This is a genomic window from Acinetobacter sp. UBA1496, assembly GCF_002324975.1.
In the GTDB taxonomy this organism is placed as follows: Bacteria; Pseudomonadota; Gammaproteobacteria; order Pseudomonadales; family Moraxellaceae; genus Acinetobacter; species Acinetobacter variabilis.
Genome location: NZ_DCRI01000107.1, coordinates 34652 through 50003 on the forward strand (window position 1 = coordinate 34652; position 15352 = coordinate 50003).

The window sequence follows — 15352 nt, forward strand, 5'->3', positions numbered from 1 at the left end:
ATTATCCAAGAAAATAAAAAAAGGCGCATAAAGCGCCTTTTTAAGTATGAACAATATCGATTATTCAAACTCGTTATGTTGTGGAGCAGGGTGCTTAAAGCCCTTGGTTTTATAACCCAGGTACAAAATACCGAACATCGCCCACCATAAACCGTATTTCAGTGCAGTTTCTTCAATTTCCAGCCACATCGCAAAGATACTGATAAAACCAAGCATCGGGATGACCACAAAGCTAAAAATGTCTTTTGCGGTTTTAGTACGACCATCACGCAGTGCATAACGTGAAATCACTGACAGGTTTACGAATGTAAACGCAGTCAAGGCACCGAAACTAATCATTGAAATCACGATATCCAGATCCATGAAGCCAGCAGTTAAGGCCACTGCACCTACAATCAGAATGTTGTAGTTTGGCGTATAGCTTTTCGGACTGATATGACCAAAGATTTTCTTGTTGATCACGCCATCACGACCCATGACATACATTAGACGTGATACACCTGCGTGAGCAGAAATACCAGACGCCATTACGGTAATGATCGCAAAAGTCAGCACATAAGACTGGAACAGTGAGCCACCGACAAGAAGTAGGATTTCTGGCTGAGTTTCAGCAATATTCTTGAAGTAAGAACCCGGTGTAGAAGGGAAGTACAACTGCATGAAGTAAGTACTGATAATGAAAATCACACCAGCGATTAAAGCAGTCAAGAAAATCGCTTTAGGCAAGGTGTTTTCAGTATCTTTGGTTTCTTCTGCCAGAGAACTTAAAGAGTCAAAACCAGTGAATGAGAAGCACAGTAAGGTCGCACCAGTAATCAAGGCGCCAACTGAAGTCAGTTCATTCCAGAACGGTTCAAGACTCCAAAGCTGGTAACGCTGTTCAGCTGTAATCGGACCATCAGCATTGAAACCGGCCTGCAGTTTGGTAAATACCATCCAGGTAAAGATACCGATCACCAATAACTGTACCAGTACGATCAAACTGTTAAAGTTCGCCACGAAGCGTGCACCACGCAGGTTTACCCCGGTCATAAAGGCAGTCAGTACGATTACCCAGACCCAATGGTTCACATCAGGAAACAGTGCTTCAAGATAGATCACTGCCAGGATGATGTTCACCATTGGGGATAACAGATAATCCAGCCAAGAAGACCAGCCCACCATAAAGCCAATATTCGGATGAATCGATTTTTGGGCATAGGTATAAGCCGAACCCGAAGAAGGGTAACGGCGAATCATGTGACCATAGCTGATCGATGTAAACAAAATTGCAATCAGGGCAATGATGTAAGAAGTAGGAACATGCAAATGACTTTCTTCAGATACCAAACCAAAAGTATCAAATAAGGTCATTGGTTGAATGTAAGCTAAACCAATAATAATGATGTGCCAGAGCCCTAGCGTTTTTTGCAGTTTAGCTGCCGATTGAGTCCCAGAGAAATTTGTCAACGGCGTTATCCTCTTAATCGTTGATCAAGGATCAGTCATATTTAATAAGGATCGTTTGAGACGAACGATCCCCCCTACAATTTTCTATAAAAGCGCGCCAATCTACTTTAAAATTACGGCTTTTACTAGCTATTTTTTGAATTTAGGCCTGCACGAAATGTGCCATTCGAAGCAAAAAACAGCGATTTCCTGCAAGATAAAAGCCCGATGTCTAAAAAAACATCAGGCTTAAATTTTTCGCTATATTGGCTTATTTTTCAGTAATTACCAAGCCTTTTTTAAGATAGATTTCAGATCTTCCAAACTGGCTTCTTTCGGGTTGTAAATGATGGAACCATCATTTAATGCTTTTTCAGTAACTTCATCCAGCTGTGCTTCAGAAATCTTACCTGTTTCACTTAATGTGCGCGGTAATTTGGTCAAGCTATAGATTCGATCACGCATGGTTAAAATTGTAGCAATGGTCTTGTCTGCACGTAGGTGTGCTGGCGTCTGTGCATAGATATCCGCACCCGCTAATGGTAGTAGCAGCTCGGCAATCTTGTCACCATTGACTTCCTTGTTATATTCCAGCACATAAGGCAGGAACAGGTTCATACATAGGCCATGCGGCAAATGCGCGACTGCACCTAGAGCATGTCCAAGCGAGTGCACCAGGCCCACCATTGAATTGGAGAAGGCAATACCAGCCATAGTAGAGGCTTGAGCCAGCTCCAGACGACCTTGAGCATCAGCTGGGTTGTCGAGTACATTAAACAGGTTGGCACTGACCTTTTTCACTGCAGCTGTGGCATAGGCATCGGAAATTGGATTGGCTGCCATACACGTGTAGGCTTCTACAGCATGTGTCATCGCATCCATGGCTGTCATGGCAGTCAGATGCGGTGGCAGGGTCTGGGTCATACGTGGATCCAGAATCGCAGCATGCGGCATTAGGTAATAGGATGCGAATGGCATTTTCAAATTCTTTTCAGTATCCGATACCACAGCAACCATCGTCACTTCAGAACCAGTTCCTGAAGTCGTAGGAATTACGAAAAATGGCTTCAGCGGTTTAGGCAGATTATGCGCACCAGAATATTTGAGTAAGTCGTCACCACCTTCAGAGACTAGAATATTGGTCGCTTTTGAAGTATCAATCACTGAACCGCCGCCAACAGCAATAATGGCATCGCAATCATGATCACGATAAAGCTGTGCTGCGCTACGCACTGTACCTAAACTAGAATCTGGCGGTACATCATCAAAAATCGCTGCAATTTTGGCATCGGTCGATTCAAAAGCAGCTTCAATCGGCGCCAGCAGGTTATTGGCACGTACCCCTTTATCAGTAATGATCAGTGGACGTTTAGCACCTAAAGTGGCCAGTTCAAAAGGAATGTGTTCTAACGCGGCATGACCAGCAATCACTTTGACTGGACAGAAAAATTCATAATAAGGTTTTGCCATGTTATACACTCCGTTTCAAATAAGATTGAGCGACTTTTAAGTAGATGCTGCTCGCTTCCATGATTTTATCTTTGAGTCTCAGATTATTCGGGTATTCTTTTACTGCCAGTTGCGCCACCATTTTCGGCAAGATCAGCGCTTCCATTTTATTCAGGCAACGTACCAGACGGATCGCATAGGAAATATCACCATTGGCAATCATGCGGTCATTGGCAAAGGCCTGAGACGTGCTTTCCTGAAAGGAAAACACCAGAAAGGCATGATGCAGATGCTTAAAGGTAATGGTCAGGTCTGGCTTGATGCTGCTGTCTTTGACCAGTTCCAGCTGATGTTGTTCCGTGACCCGGGCAACGAAGGCCGGGCCATGCGGAAAAACATTCATTGAAAGCCTGAAATTGGCGGGAAACTGGGCAACTTCCTGTTTGATTTCTGGGTCTACCTGACTTGCCATGACCAGGCCACGGCCAATGATATCCATCATCAGTTTGACATAGGCAAGCTGCAAAGCGGGTTTTACGGATTTTGTCGCAATCACGTGATGATCCCTATCTTGATATTATTTGTTTAGAGTAATTACTCTAATTTATTTATTGTTAAAATGCAAAGGCTTTATCTTTGCTCGACGTTCACCTGATTAAAGTAACCGCTGCTGCTTAAAGTTTCAATAATTTCAACACATAAGTCATTAAACTTTGGCGGATTGCTGACGAGGTCATTAATTCGCACCATTTCCAGACCTGCATAGCCGCAAGGGTTAATGGTATGGAAACCAGTCAGGTCGCAATCAATATTTAAAGACAGGCCATGATAGCTACGGCCTTTACGAATCTTGAAGCCGAGAGAACCAATTTTACGCTCATTCACATAGACGCCCGGAGCATCGGGTTTGGCATAGGCTTCAATGCCATGATTTTTTAGGAGCTGGATCATCAGGTTTTCAGCATACGACACCAATCTACGGACATTCCAACCCAGACGATTCAGGTCAAACATAAAGTATGCGACGAGCTGACCAGGACCATGCCAAGTGACTTGACCACCACGGTCGGTTTGAATGACAGGAATATCAGTTGGAATCAGGATATGTTCCGGTTTGCCTGCCTGACCTTGGGTCAGTACATCATGGTGCTGCAAAATCCATAACTCATCAGGCGTATTTTCATCACGGTTTTCCGTGAAGCTTTTCATTTCCAGAAAACGGTCTTCGTAGGGAGTCAGGTTATTATATTGACGGATAATCAGGGAGGGTTTTTGAACCGCAGCTGTCACAGTGTGCGTCCTTAGAAAATTAAATCATACTGAAAATAATTATAATGATTTCAGCAATGGATAGGGGAGGGATTCGTAGTAATTGTTGGTGAGCTGGTCACACATATAAAAAACACGCCCGAAAGCGTGTCTTTTAATTTGCCAAGGTTGGAGCAGAATAATCTTAAAGTGCAGTCTTGATCAGTGGGCAAGCTGCAAGATCAGCATATACGGCATGAACCTGTTCCAGTTCAAGGAAACGTAGCTGAGCAGTGATCGAATGATATTTACCAGTACGAGATGGAGTGATGCTTACGCTATCGCCATCAAAGTCAGGGAAATGTTTGGTAAAAATCTCAACAACTGCATTCAGCAGTTCTTCACCTGCAAGGCCAATGAGTTTGATTGGGTAATCCATTGGAAAAACCCAAAGATCTTCGCGGAGTTCACGAGATGGTGTACGGTCTAACATGTAGTTCCCCTATTCGAAACGCCTGCGTAGCGCAGGCGTTTGGGTGTATTGCAATACAAAATGGAGGCGAGAGATGAAATTTCAAGTCTCCAAAATTGTATTAAATCTTAGTCATTTTCCAGGAATGAACGCAGATGTTCAGAACGGGAAGGGTGACGTAACTTACGTAGAGCTTTCGCTTCGATCTGACGGATACGTTCGCGGGTTACATCGAACTGTTTACCGACTTCTTCCAAAGTATGATCCGTTGGCATGTCGATACCGAAACGCATTTTCAGGACTTTCGCTTCACGTTCAGTCAGGTTTTCCAGTACTTCGCGAGTCGCTTCTTTCAGGCCTTCTGAAGTAGCAGCATCCACTGGTGAGGTGATGTTGCTGTCTTCAATGAAGTCACCCAAATGCGAATCTTCATCATCGCCGATTGGTGTTTCCATCGAAATCGGTTCTTTAGCGATTTTCAGTACTTTACGAACCTTCACTTCGTCCATTTCCAGACGTTCGCCCAGTTCTTCCGGTGTCGGTTCACGGCCCATTTCCTGAAGCAATTGACGAGATACACGGTTGATCTTGTTAATCGTTTCAATCATGTGCACTGGAATACGAATGGTACGTGCCTGATCCGCGATTGAACGGGTAATCGCCTGACGAATCCACCAAGTGGCATAAGTCGAGAACTTATAACCACGACGGTATTCAAACTTGTCTACCGCTTTCATCAGACCGATGTTACCTTCCTGAATCAGATCCAGGAACTGCAAGCCACGGTTGGTATATTTCTTCGCAATCGAAATGACCAGACGCAAGTTTGCTTCAACCATTTCTTTCTTGGCACGACGTGCTTTCGCTTCACCGACTGCCATACGTTTGGCAATGTCTTTGATGTCACGAACTTTAAGATCAAGGTCTTTTTCGATATCTGCGATTTTTTGCTGGAAGGCCAATACGTCAGGACGTACTTTTTCCAGATAAGCTTTCTGATCAGCAGTCGCTTTCGCAATTTGCTCATCTAACCAGGCTGGATTCGATTCCTGACCCGGGAAAGTAGTACGGAACTGGGTACGGTCCATACGGCCACGACGGACGGCATAACGCATCACTTCACGTTCTGCACCACGGATCTGGTCATGTGTACCACGAATCATTTCAGAAATGATATCGAACAAACGCGGGGTGAACTTGAACATCATGAACACAGTTGCAAGCGCTTGAAGTGCTTCTTCTGCTTCTTTGCTGTTACGGCCGTGTTTTTCCAGTACCGCTTTGGTATTTTTCCAGGCATCTGAAAGTTCGGCAAAACGAACTTTGGCAATTTCTGGATCTGGGCCTGAGTCACCTTCAGAATCGTCATCGCTATCAGACTCTTCATCTTCCTCGTCATCATCCAGTTTTACATCTTTGGTTGACTTGGTCGTTGCTTCTTCGTCTTCTTCGATTTCAGCGACTTCTTCCAGTACTTCTGGAATTTCTTCATCTGATTCAGGGTCTAAATAACCTGACAGAATGTCAGCAAGGCGGCGTTCGCCAGCTTCATAATCTTTGTATTCTTGTAGTACAACTTCTACAGCATTCGGCCAGTAAGCAATAGAGTGAAGAACGTCTCGGATACCTTCTTCAATGCGTTTTGCAATGCTAATTTCGCCTTCACGCGTTAAAAGTTCAACGGTACCCATTTCACGCATGTACATACGTACAGGGTCAGTCGTACGACCTGGTTCGTTTTCTACAGATGCAAGTACAGCCGCAGCTTCTTCTTCTGCAACTTCATCGGCAGCTTCTGCAGTATCCTCGAACATTGCATCATCAGATTCAGGCGCACGATCATGGACAGGAATACCCACATCATTCAGCATTTGAATGATGTCTTCAATCTGTTCGCTTTCTGTGATGGAGTCCGGGAGATGATCGTTAACCTCAGCGAAGGTTAAGTAACCTTGTTCTTTGCCTCGGCTAATCAGAGCCGCTACTTGAGAAGTAGGGGAAGTCATATCGCTCATCTTTGCTTACTCTTCGTTGAATCTGTGGCAGTGAAAAACCGTGCATGATAGCACAATTCACCTGAAATAGTTTTTGGAATTGATCAGTCAAGCATGATTTTATAAATATGTTTGAATAACAATTGAATATCGATATTGGGTCTAAGTTTATCTTTTCAAGTGTATTTCCCAATCTAATTTTAGAAACGTCCCTCATCCATGGGATAAAAAGCGTTCACTATCTAACCAGCTAATAAATACACAATTATGCTGTAGAAAAACAAGAGCTAACTAGTATAAACATACAAAATATATAAATAAAACTTGACAAGTTTTTAAAGGCAAGATAAATAGCGCCTAGACCCATTTACATTTTTCACTACGAGGTAGTTTTAGTGTCTTCGACAGATTTTGAACTAGATGATAGCTACGGTGATGATGATGTTAATTTCGATGAGGCATCGAGTAAGCTAAGTGCGAAAGAGTCGTTGGAAAAACGTCGTTTAATTGATGATCTGCTCTCGCAACGCCGCCTGGAACGCGAACTCAAAGATTTTGATTATGACTTCGACGATGATGACGACTTTGACGACGAAGATTAACGAATTCAGATTTAGCATAGCCTGAATAAATGCTATGCTAATCCTTTCGGTTTTCTAAGTTTGGATGTTAAATGAGTGCTTTAGATTTAGACCTGTTGAGTGAATATCTGGATGGCGACCAAAATGAGTATGGTCTGGATTTTGCGGCAACTCATGGTTTCTTATGTGCTATCGCAGTAGGCCCGCAATTTGACAAATGGATGGATGAGCTTTTTGAAGGCAACCAGAAAAAAGTGCCTGCAGAAATCATCAATCAGGTTAAAGCATGGTTAGAGTCAATCCGTCAAAGCTTGGCCAATGAAGAAGGGATCACTTTCCCATTTGAAATTGAAGAAGCAGATACCGAATCAAGTCTAGGTGACTGGAGTGTGGGCTTTGTAGATGCCATGTTCCTGAACGAAGAAGCCTGGTTTACAGAAGAATTTGAAGAACAGTTGGTCGATTTAACGCTGCCAATTATGGTATTCAGTGGCATCGATGAAGAAGATCCGCAAATGGAATCTTTCCGTCGCAATGGTCAGTTAATGGATGAGCTTGCAGAAGAGATTCCAGAAAACTTGAATGAATTATATCTGATGTACCACACACCAGAATAAGTCATGCCCCGCCATGAAAAAGCACCGTCAGGTGCTTTTTTTAGCTCAGGTGTTTTGTACAACGTTTGGACTAGTTAATTACCTAGTCTAAGGTTTATGATCGGCACCCGTACGCTTGCTCAAGCTATAACGCGCATAGCCATTATAGGCGATATGGAACAGCAAGGCATGTAAGGCAATACTTGTAGCCACCAGGAACGAGTTTGGCCCGCGTCCTGTATAAGCCATTCTTCTATAGATTTCCTCCGTCTGTGGATGCAGCCAGATCACTATAAACAAAAAGATAAATCCAAAGGTCATGGCAATAATCGTGGAACCCCAGACCAGTCTGCTTTTCTCTTCCTGGGTGGGTAGTCGGAGTTCTTTTTTCACAAAGTATCGGGCGCTGAGAAAGGCGGAGGCAATCAGGGCAGGAATCATCAGAATGGCGCCCAGATTGAATACATAGATGAGTATGCCGACTATTAAGACCAGAGTCAGATAAACGGTGGCAAAATATTTAAGATAATGCGACATCGTTTTAGCCTCCTTATGCTGGGGTCTCTTCAGGATGGGCGATTTTTACGTTGATGTCTACGGTATAAAACCCAGCCCACGATGATCACGACAATCGCAATAATCACATAACTGACCTGACTAAAGATTTTGTGCATCAATTCCTGATTTTCACCAAAATAAAAACCGACACAGGCCAGGAACGTGGTCCAGATAACAGTACCTAGTCCACTATAGAACATGAATTTCCAGAAAGGCATATGGCTCATGCCGGCCGGGATACTGATGAGGGAACGTACTGCCGGAACCATCCGGCCAAAGAATACAATCCGGTGTCCATACTGCTCGAACCATTCCAGAGATTTTTTCACGTCTTTAGATTTGATAAACAAGAATTTTCCATATCGGTCTATGAATCTGAAAATACTGTCGTGGTTAAATTTGTAGCCAATCCAATAGAGCAATGCCGCTGCCAATAACGAACCGATACTGCCTGCAATAATGACTCCAACCAGCAGTAATTCTCCCTGAGAAGCGGAATAGCCGGCAGAAGGCATAATAATTTCAGAGGGGATCGGGGGAAAGACATTGTCAAGAAACATGAGCAGGGCAATGCCCCAGTAGCCCAGCTGTTCCATGACAGAAATAATCCATTCAGTCAGATTCATAGAATTGGCAAAATAAAGAATACTGCTTGTATCCTAAGCAGTATTTTTAAGAGGGTAAAGTTAAGTTATATAAATGGCCAAGTGCGGATTAACTATGGGTTAAGGTATAAATGTAAACTTTACGTAAGCTGTAAGCCAGGCAAACTGACAGAGCACTGAGCAGTAAATAATGTGCTGCTGTAGCCTCAATATGGTAGCCGATAAACAGGGCAAGAATGGCACCAATGATAGTTCCCAAGATCACAATAAACAGATGTGATTCTGCTTCCAGCTCATCTGTCATTTGGGTAATACGTTCCAGTTTTGTATTTTCTTTAGGTTGGAATCTAACAATATTATCTGAATCCCGAGCAAGTGAATTGGCCATTTTGTTTTCCTTTTCATTTAAAAAATTAATTAATAATGAAAGACTTATGGTAACAAAGTAATGTGATATAAAGACTATCAAGCTTGGCTGTAAAAATATGCTGTTCTTGGTAAGGGATTGGTAAGTTTTTTATTGCAGATGTAATGCTTATGTAAATAAAAAGCCCTCCGAAGAGGGCTTAGATATTTTTGGTTACAAAACTGGAGTTAGAGACGTTTACGTTTTGCAGCCAGAATTTGCGATTGACGCATACGGAAACCTTCTTTTTGTTTCTCGGTGGTTTTATCGATGCAGTACACACAAGATACGCCGTGTTCATAACTTGGCAGCGCTGCTTCTTCAGGTGTTAATGGCCAGCCACACGCATGACATTTGGTATTTTGACCTTCTTCCACACCATGTGTAACCGCAGTACGGCCATCAAATACGAAACATTCACCTTCCCACAGACTTTCTTCAGCTGGGGTTTCTTCCAGGTATTTCAGAATACCGCCTTTCAGGTGATATACCTCTTTAAAGCCTTCCTGAAGCAATAAAGAAGTTGATTTTTCACAGCGAATACCACCGGTACAGAACATGGCAATTTTCTTGTCCTTGTGCTGTTCCAGATTCTTTTTCACGTATTCAGGGAATTCACGGAAAGTTTCAGTTTTCGGATCGATTGCGCCTTTAAAGGTACCGGCTTTATATTCGTAATCATTACGAGTATCCACCAGAATCACATCATCACGTGCAATCAGCTCATTCCATTCTTTAGGATCAAGATAATGGCCAACCAGATCACGTGGCTTAACCGGCACACCTAAAGTCACAATCTCTTTTTTCAGCTTGATCTTCATTTTACGGAATGGTTTGTCAGAGCTATGCGACTCTTTATATTCCATTTCGTTGAAGCCTTCATCCAGCAGGAACTGGTGTACTTTATCGATGGCTTCACGGTTACCCGCAACGGTACCGTTAATGCCTTCACCTGCCACAATTAGAGTACCGCAAAGGTTGATGGTTTTTACCAAGTCTAAAAGACGTTGTTGCAGACCCTCAGGGTCTTGAACTTCTTTGAATTGATAAAGTGCGGCAACAACCCAACCAGTCGTCGCTTGCTGTTCTACAGGTGCAAGCTGTTCTACAGTAGCGTTCATGGAATACTCCAACGTAGCATGATAATTTGAAAGGCGCATATTTTAACGTGATTTGAATGAATAAGCGAGTAAAAGGCCGGGTTTTAACGGACTTCAAATCGATAGGGAGAACATGTATAGTCATGCCGACCCAGGATTTTGATGCAATGATGCAGATGCTGGAAGTTGCAGCACAGTTGGAGTAAGTTTTGAGTTCGGATCGTCGTATTGCATCTTTGACCCCTTGCGCAGGGCGTTGCTCAACCGTATTTGGTGATGCGGTCTGTCGTGGTTGCCGCCGTTTTAATCATGAAGTGATTCACTGGAACAGTTATAACGCAGATCAACATACTGCGGTCTGGCAGCGGCTGGATGCACAGCTAGATCAGATTTTGGTCCCGATGCTGCCGATGGCAAACCTGGCCAAAGTGGAAACATTTGTCCTGTCTAAACGGGTGCGTCTGCGTGAAGATGCGACTAAGGGCCGTAAGCTTTACCATGCCTTGAAACTCTGTGAAAAGAACCGTCATTTTACTGATGAAAGCGGTTTAGGCATTCATTACAAACAGGTACGTCCGCTTTGGGATGAATTCGAGCGTCGGGTACTGGCACTCGCCAAAGCCAGTTATGACTTGGCCTTTTTACGGGCGGATGGGATGAGCCAGCACCTGATTCAGATGCAGGAAGAGGACGAATAAGTCCTCTTTTTTATTAAAAAATCATGATAGCTGAGGAAATGGCGTGAATATCAGTGAATATGCTCTCTATTGTCTGGCCGTCGTCATCATGATTGCCACACCTGGGCCTGTTATGCTACTAGTTGCCAGTACTGGACTGAAAGGTGGCTATAAACATGCTTTACAGACCATTTTCGGGACGAATTTTGCTTCTCTGGTATTGATCACCTTATCTATTTTTAGCTTAAAAGGCTTATTAGTCATTAATGAAAACTGGCTGAATGGCATCAAGCTGCTTGGCTGTTTATATATTGCCTGGCTAGGAATCCAGATTTTCCGGGAAGTCTGGAAAGGGCAGGGTCCAACCAGTTCACAAGGTTTGCAACCAGTACAGGGAGGATTTCGAACCGGTTTTCTGGTGGGGATCTCCAATCCCAAAGATATTATTTTCTTTGCTGCATTTTTCCCGCAGTTCATCGGCATTACTCCAAACTTAGATTCCAGTTTAGTAATTCTAACGATCAGCTGGATTGTTCTGGATTTTTTGACCCTATCATTAGTTTATTTAGGCTTTCAACGCTTTGCTAAATCCAAGCTGTATCCTTATTTGCTTGGTTTGTGCGGTTTGATTTTATTGGTAGTCGCAGTCTATGGAATATTATCTGTACTCATCTAAAAATATTTATATAAAATAAAAATCCCGGCTTAAGCCGGGATTTTTTATCTTTACGCCTTAGACATTGTGCTGCTGGCGGTAATGCACCAGTTCATCAATGGTGATCACGGTCAGCTGATGTGTCTGTGCATAAGACAATACCTGAATGCCAGAAGCCATAGTGCCATCTGGGTTAGTCAGTTCACACAGAACACCGGCAGGTCTTAAACCCGCCAGACGTGCAAGATCAATCGTACCTTCGGTATGACCACGACGGGTCAGCACACCGCCTTCACGGGCACGTAAAGGGAAGACATGACCTGGACGATTCAGATCACTGGCGACAGCACCGTCTTTAATGGCTGCTTTAATCGTAGTGGTACGGTCTTTGGCAGATACACCAGTCGTCACACCTTCCGCAGCTTCAATCGTTACAGTAAAGGCAGTTTTAAACTGGCTAGAGTTATCCTGCACCATTGGCGGCAGTTCTAGATGATTGGCCAGTTCATCAGTCAGGCACAGGCAGACAATACCGGAACCATCGCGAATCATGCGTGCCATGGTTTCTACAGTCAAAGTCTCTGCAGCAACAATGAGGTCGGCTTCATTCTCGCGGTCAAAGTCATCCATCACCAGAACAGGTCTGCCTTGGCGGATGTCTTCGAGTGCTTGTTGGATGCGCTGTTCAGCGGGAGCTAAAGCGGAAAAGAAAATTTCGGGTTGAATTAAACTTGACATTGAAACGCTCACGTAAAGTAAAAGTACGATTGAACATTTCAGGACATAGTGAAAATAGGCTTATAGCAAAACAGTTTCATGCCAGGCATAAAACAGGATGTACTGCTTTCGTCTTCTTTCATCCGGACTATACCGTCGGCTCTGGATTTACACCAGATCTGCAGATCAATTGAAATTGACCGCTCGTGGGCTGATTCAGAAATAGAAAGATTTACTACCCTGAAATTACCACCGGTGGGGAATCTCACCCCGCCCTGAAGCGATGTGGGATCATTATAGTCCTGGTTTTTAAAAGATGGTATAGTTTGGCCAGTCACGAATTTGCAGAATTTCAGATAAGCAAAACAGATTATTTGAATTACTACAGCCTTTTAGCAAAAAACTGGAAACATGTTATGTTGCTATTAAGAATAGAAATTGATCAATCATTCAGACAATGAAGAAAACCGAGCTGATCCATAATAATCCATTTTCTCCCTTGCTGTTTTGTGATGCAAAGGTTTTGCGTTATCTCAATATTTTGGGCGTTGCGCTGATTGCAGTCAGTTTGCTGTATTTAATGGCTGCGAACTGGTGGATGCTACCGAATCAGGTTCAACTTGCAATTCCAATGCTGGTTTTAGTCTGTAGTGCAATAGCCAGTATTTACTTTAATCAGCGGGAATGGATCAGACAGAGTCTGGATACCTTGTCTGGCCTGATGCTGGGCTTAAGTCTGGCTGTGATTGGGCAGATCTATCAGACTGGTGCCGATAGTTATCAGTTATTTCTGCTCTGGGCTGTATTACTCTTGCCGTGGCTATATCGATCCAATATCGGTATTTTTGCCATGCTTTGTGTGGTCACTCAGCTGGCATTGTATTTTTACTTTAAACAAAGTTTCTGGATGATACGGGCAGAAGGGTTGTATCTACTGACTTTGAATCTACTTACAGCCATTAGTTTTGCCTTTGTCATACGTTATTACCCGTTGCTGCGATATCTGTTTATTGCATTCATCATCATGATTTCGATCAGCAGTATGATGCAGTTTACCCATCATTTTCAGCTGATCTATCTGGCTTCTTCAGTTGTTCTACCAGCAGGTGCTGCATTTTATTTTTATCGTAAGCATCAGGCATTAGAAACCATTTTATTGATTGCAGGCTTGGCTGCCAGTGTGAGCCTATGGCTGTTTGAACTGTTGGACGATCGGCTTACCAATTCAGCAGCTGGTTTATTTATCTTGGCAATGCTGATCTTTGGCTGGTTTGCGCTGATCAGTTTTGCGCTCAAGAAAATATTTCCTCAAACCAAATTCTCCGTCATTCCTTTGGCACTCGGTGCCTGGATTGCTGGGATTATTCTGGCAATCCTATTGCTGACCTATTGGAAAGCGGTTTCAATTGTTTTAGGTCTCATTTTTATTGGTATCGCTTGGAAATTATTAAGTCAAAAGAATTCCATATTTTTACGCCAGTTTGCCTATTGTCTTTGGGTTTGCGGGCAAGCTGCGGTATTAATTCATACGGAACTGCTCACCAATAGTCTGTTTATAGTGTGGCTGTTGCAATTAATGATGCTGGCTCTGACTGTGATCAAACGGATGCACTGGTTCATTCTGACCTTACAACTCTTGATAGCTCATGCTTTAGCAATTGTCGTTTTGGCATTAGAGAACTCTTTTAAGCATGATGATATTGTAATCACGCTTGCTCTAAGCTTGAACTATGTCATTTATATCGGGCTATTCCTAACCGCTAGATATTGGCAGTCCTCAATTTATCAGAAAAGTATTCTGCTCTGGATCATCGCTATGTTGACAGGTTCAGCCGTGGTTCAATCGGTGACTGGATTAGAGCACTGGCAGGGCATCGGGCAGATCAGCTTTGACCACGTTCTGCTGTTTTATGTTTTTCCGAGCTTATTACTACTGAGTTTTATTTGGCAAAACTGGCAGCAATTTAATGAAAAATGGCTTTGGTTAATTCCTGTATTTAGCATCTTACTTATTCTGTTGGGCTATTTTGAGATTTTTATCATTATGCTGCTTATGGCATGGGCAGTAGTTTATCAGCAACGACTTATACAGACACTTACCATTTTATTGCTGATCTTCTGGTTATGGATGCTGTATTACAATCTGGGTTTAAGCTTTCTGTTTAAAAGTATTAGTATCTTTGCTTCAGGGATACTGGTCTTGTTACTGACCTATATTTTAAAGGAGTCAAAACTACAACATGAGGAAGGAGAGGCAAGATGAAAAAGTTTCTTCCTTTGCATCTGGCTATTTTCAGTATCGCCTTATTTTGTGGATTGATTGCGCAACATGAATGGCATCTTCGAGATAGCCAAAGTATTTATGTAGAACTGGCACCAGCAGATCCGCGATCAATTCTGCAAGGCGATTATATGGCGCTGAATTATGATCTGCATTTTAGTGCACTAGCAGCGGAGAAGAGATTAGAACAATCAGAACCTAAAATCAGTATTCAAGATTTCGAAAATCAGTCCCGTGTACTAAGCTATGTACAGCTTGATGAGAAAGGAAGAGTTGTCAGATCCAGTTTTGATCGAAGTGCGTTAGATCAGCCACGCTCAGCGCAATTAATTCTGAAAAATCCGCAGAATACCTTTGAAGGCTTATATCCGGCTACCAACAGTTTTATGTTTGCCGAAGGACTTGAGCCTTGTTATCGCGATGCCAAATTCGCTGAATTAAAGCTAAAAGAAAATGGAGAAGCTTTGTTAGCCGACCTGGTAGATCAAAATCTTAAGTCCTTAAACTGTGAGAACCGAAAAAGCTGGTGGCAGGGGAATTAGTTTTATTTTAATCAACCCATAAAAAAAGCCCGCAAGAAGCGAG

The 15352-nt window shown here is 43.0% G+C and carries 18 protein-coding genes and 1 riboswitch; of the genes, 7 read left to right on the forward strand and 11 right to left on the reverse strand.

Going from position 1 to position 15352, the window contains the following annotated elements; translation table 11 throughout:
• Positions 1-60: 60 nt before the first annotated feature.
• The 6 genes from B3143_RS13475 to rpoD all read right to left on the reverse strand — a co-directional run bounded on the left by B3143_RS13475 (position 61) and on the right by rpoD (position 6612).
• Positions 61-1449: an APC family permease gene (locus B3143_RS13475; RefSeq protein WP_004784881.1), complete on the reverse strand. Its 1389-nt coding sequence runs from the start codon at positions 1447-1449 to the stop codon at positions 61-63.
• Between the two features lie 264 nt (positions 1450-1713).
• On the reverse strand, positions 1714-2898 hold the full coding sequence (locus B3143_RS13480) for an iron-containing alcohol dehydrogenase (protein WP_004784880.1): 1185 nt from the start codon (positions 2896-2898) through the stop codon (positions 1714-1716).
• 1 nt (position 2899) lies between these two features.
• Positions 2900-3433, reverse strand: a complete 534-nt coding sequence (locus B3143_RS13485) for a hypothetical protein (RefSeq protein ID WP_004784877.1) — start codon at positions 3431-3433, stop codon at positions 2900-2902.
• Between the two features lie 74 nt (positions 3434-3507).
• Entirely contained in the window at positions 3508-4167 is a 660-nt protein-coding gene (lipB, locus tag B3143_RS13490) for a lipoyl(octanoyl) transferase LipB (protein WP_004784876.1), read from the reverse strand.
• Between the two features lie 163 nt (positions 4168-4330).
• The gene (locus tag B3143_RS13495) at positions 4331-4618 is read right to left on the reverse strand and encodes a YbeD family protein (protein ID WP_004784874.1); all 288 of its coding nucleotides are present in this window, start codon (positions 4616-4618) and stop codon (positions 4331-4333) included.
• A 107-nt stretch (positions 4619-4725) separates the two neighbouring features.
• On the reverse strand, positions 4726-6612 hold the full coding sequence (rpoD, locus tag B3143_RS13500) for an RNA polymerase sigma factor RpoD (protein ID WP_004784872.1): 1887 nt from the start codon (positions 6610-6612) through the stop codon (positions 4726-4728).
• A gap of 374 nt (positions 6613-6986) precedes the next feature.
• Between rpoD and B3143_RS13505 the strand changes: the two genes are divergently transcribed.
• Both B3143_RS13505 and B3143_RS13510 read left to right on the forward strand, forming a co-directional pair.
• Positions 6987-7193 carry a PA3496 family putative envelope integrity protein gene (locus B3143_RS13505; RefSeq protein ID WP_004784869.1) on the forward strand — a complete coding sequence of 69 codons (207 nt, stop codon included), beginning with the start codon at positions 6987-6989 and terminating at the stop codon, positions 7191-7193.
• A 71-nt stretch (positions 7194-7264) separates the two neighbouring features.
• Complete coding sequence (locus B3143_RS13510) at positions 7265-7789, forward strand: YecA family protein (protein ID WP_004784868.1); 525 nt, start codon at positions 7265-7267, stop codon at positions 7787-7789.
• A gap of 87 nt (positions 7790-7876) precedes the next feature.
• Here B3143_RS13510 and B3143_RS13515 read toward each other — a convergent pair whose 3' ends face one another.
• The 4 genes from B3143_RS13515 to B3143_RS13530 all read right to left on the reverse strand — a co-directional run bounded on the left by B3143_RS13515 (position 7877) and on the right by B3143_RS13530 (position 10458).
• Entirely contained in the window at positions 7877-8305 is a 429-nt protein-coding gene (locus B3143_RS13515) for an ABZJ_00895 family protein (protein WP_004784865.1), read from the reverse strand.
• Between the two features lie 29 nt (positions 8306-8334).
• Entirely contained in the window at positions 8335-8952 is a 618-nt protein-coding gene (locus tag B3143_RS13520) for a DedA family protein (protein WP_004784864.1), read from the reverse strand.
• An 88-nt stretch (positions 8953-9040) separates the two neighbouring features.
• Entirely contained in the window at positions 9041-9319 is a 279-nt protein-coding gene (locus tag B3143_RS13525) for an FUSC family protein (RefSeq protein ID WP_286740911.1), read from the reverse strand.
• 206 nt (positions 9320-9525) lie between these two features.
• Complete coding sequence (locus B3143_RS13530) at positions 9526-10458, reverse strand: rhodanese-related sulfurtransferase (protein WP_004784858.1); 933 nt, start codon at positions 10456-10458, stop codon at positions 9526-9528.
• 56 nt (positions 10459-10514) lie between these two features.
• Here B3143_RS13530 and B3143_RS13535 point away from each other — a divergent pair, with 56 nt between their 5' ends.
• The 3 genes from B3143_RS13535 to B3143_RS13545 are packed head-to-tail and all read left to right on the forward strand — an operon-like array spanning position 10515 to position 11790.
• Positions 10515-10643 (forward strand): hypothetical protein, encoded by a 129-nt coding sequence (locus B3143_RS13535; protein ID WP_262477638.1) that lies wholly within the window; start codon positions 10515-10517, stop codon positions 10641-10643.
• Positions 10644-10646: 3 nt separating this feature from the next.
• Entirely contained in the window at positions 10647-11135 is a 489-nt protein-coding gene (locus B3143_RS13540) for a DUF1289 domain-containing protein (RefSeq protein ID WP_004784856.1), read from the forward strand.
• Between the two features lie 43 nt (positions 11136-11178).
• Positions 11179-11790, forward strand: a complete 612-nt coding sequence (locus B3143_RS13545; RefSeq protein ID WP_004784853.1) for a LysE family translocator — start codon at positions 11179-11181, stop codon at positions 11788-11790.
• Positions 11791-11847: 57 nt separating this feature from the next.
• Here B3143_RS13545 and ribB read toward each other — a convergent pair whose 3' ends face one another.
• A complete protein-coding gene (gene ribB / locus B3143_RS13550; protein ID WP_004784851.1) occupies positions 11848-12507 on the reverse strand; it encodes a 3,4-dihydroxy-2-butanone-4-phosphate synthase in 660 nt (219 codons plus the stop codon).
• Between the two features lie 106 nt (positions 12508-12613).
• A riboswitch (FMN riboswitch) is annotated at positions 12614-12772 on the reverse strand.
• Positions 12773-12943: 171 nt separating this feature from the next.
• Here ribB and B3143_RS13555 point away from each other — a divergent pair.
• Both B3143_RS13555 and B3143_RS13560 read left to right on the forward strand, forming a co-directional pair.
• Complete coding sequence (locus tag B3143_RS13555) at positions 12944-14749, forward strand: DUF2157 domain-containing protein (RefSeq protein WP_004784848.1); 1806 nt, start codon at positions 12944-12946, stop codon at positions 14747-14749.
• Positions 14746-15309: a GDYXXLXY domain-containing protein gene (locus tag B3143_RS13560; RefSeq protein WP_004784847.1), complete on the forward strand. Its 564-nt coding sequence runs from the start codon at positions 14746-14748 to the stop codon at positions 15307-15309. Before B3143_RS13555 ends, B3143_RS13560 begins: the two co-directional genes overlap by 4 nt.
• Positions 15310-15352: the final 43 nt, after the last annotated feature.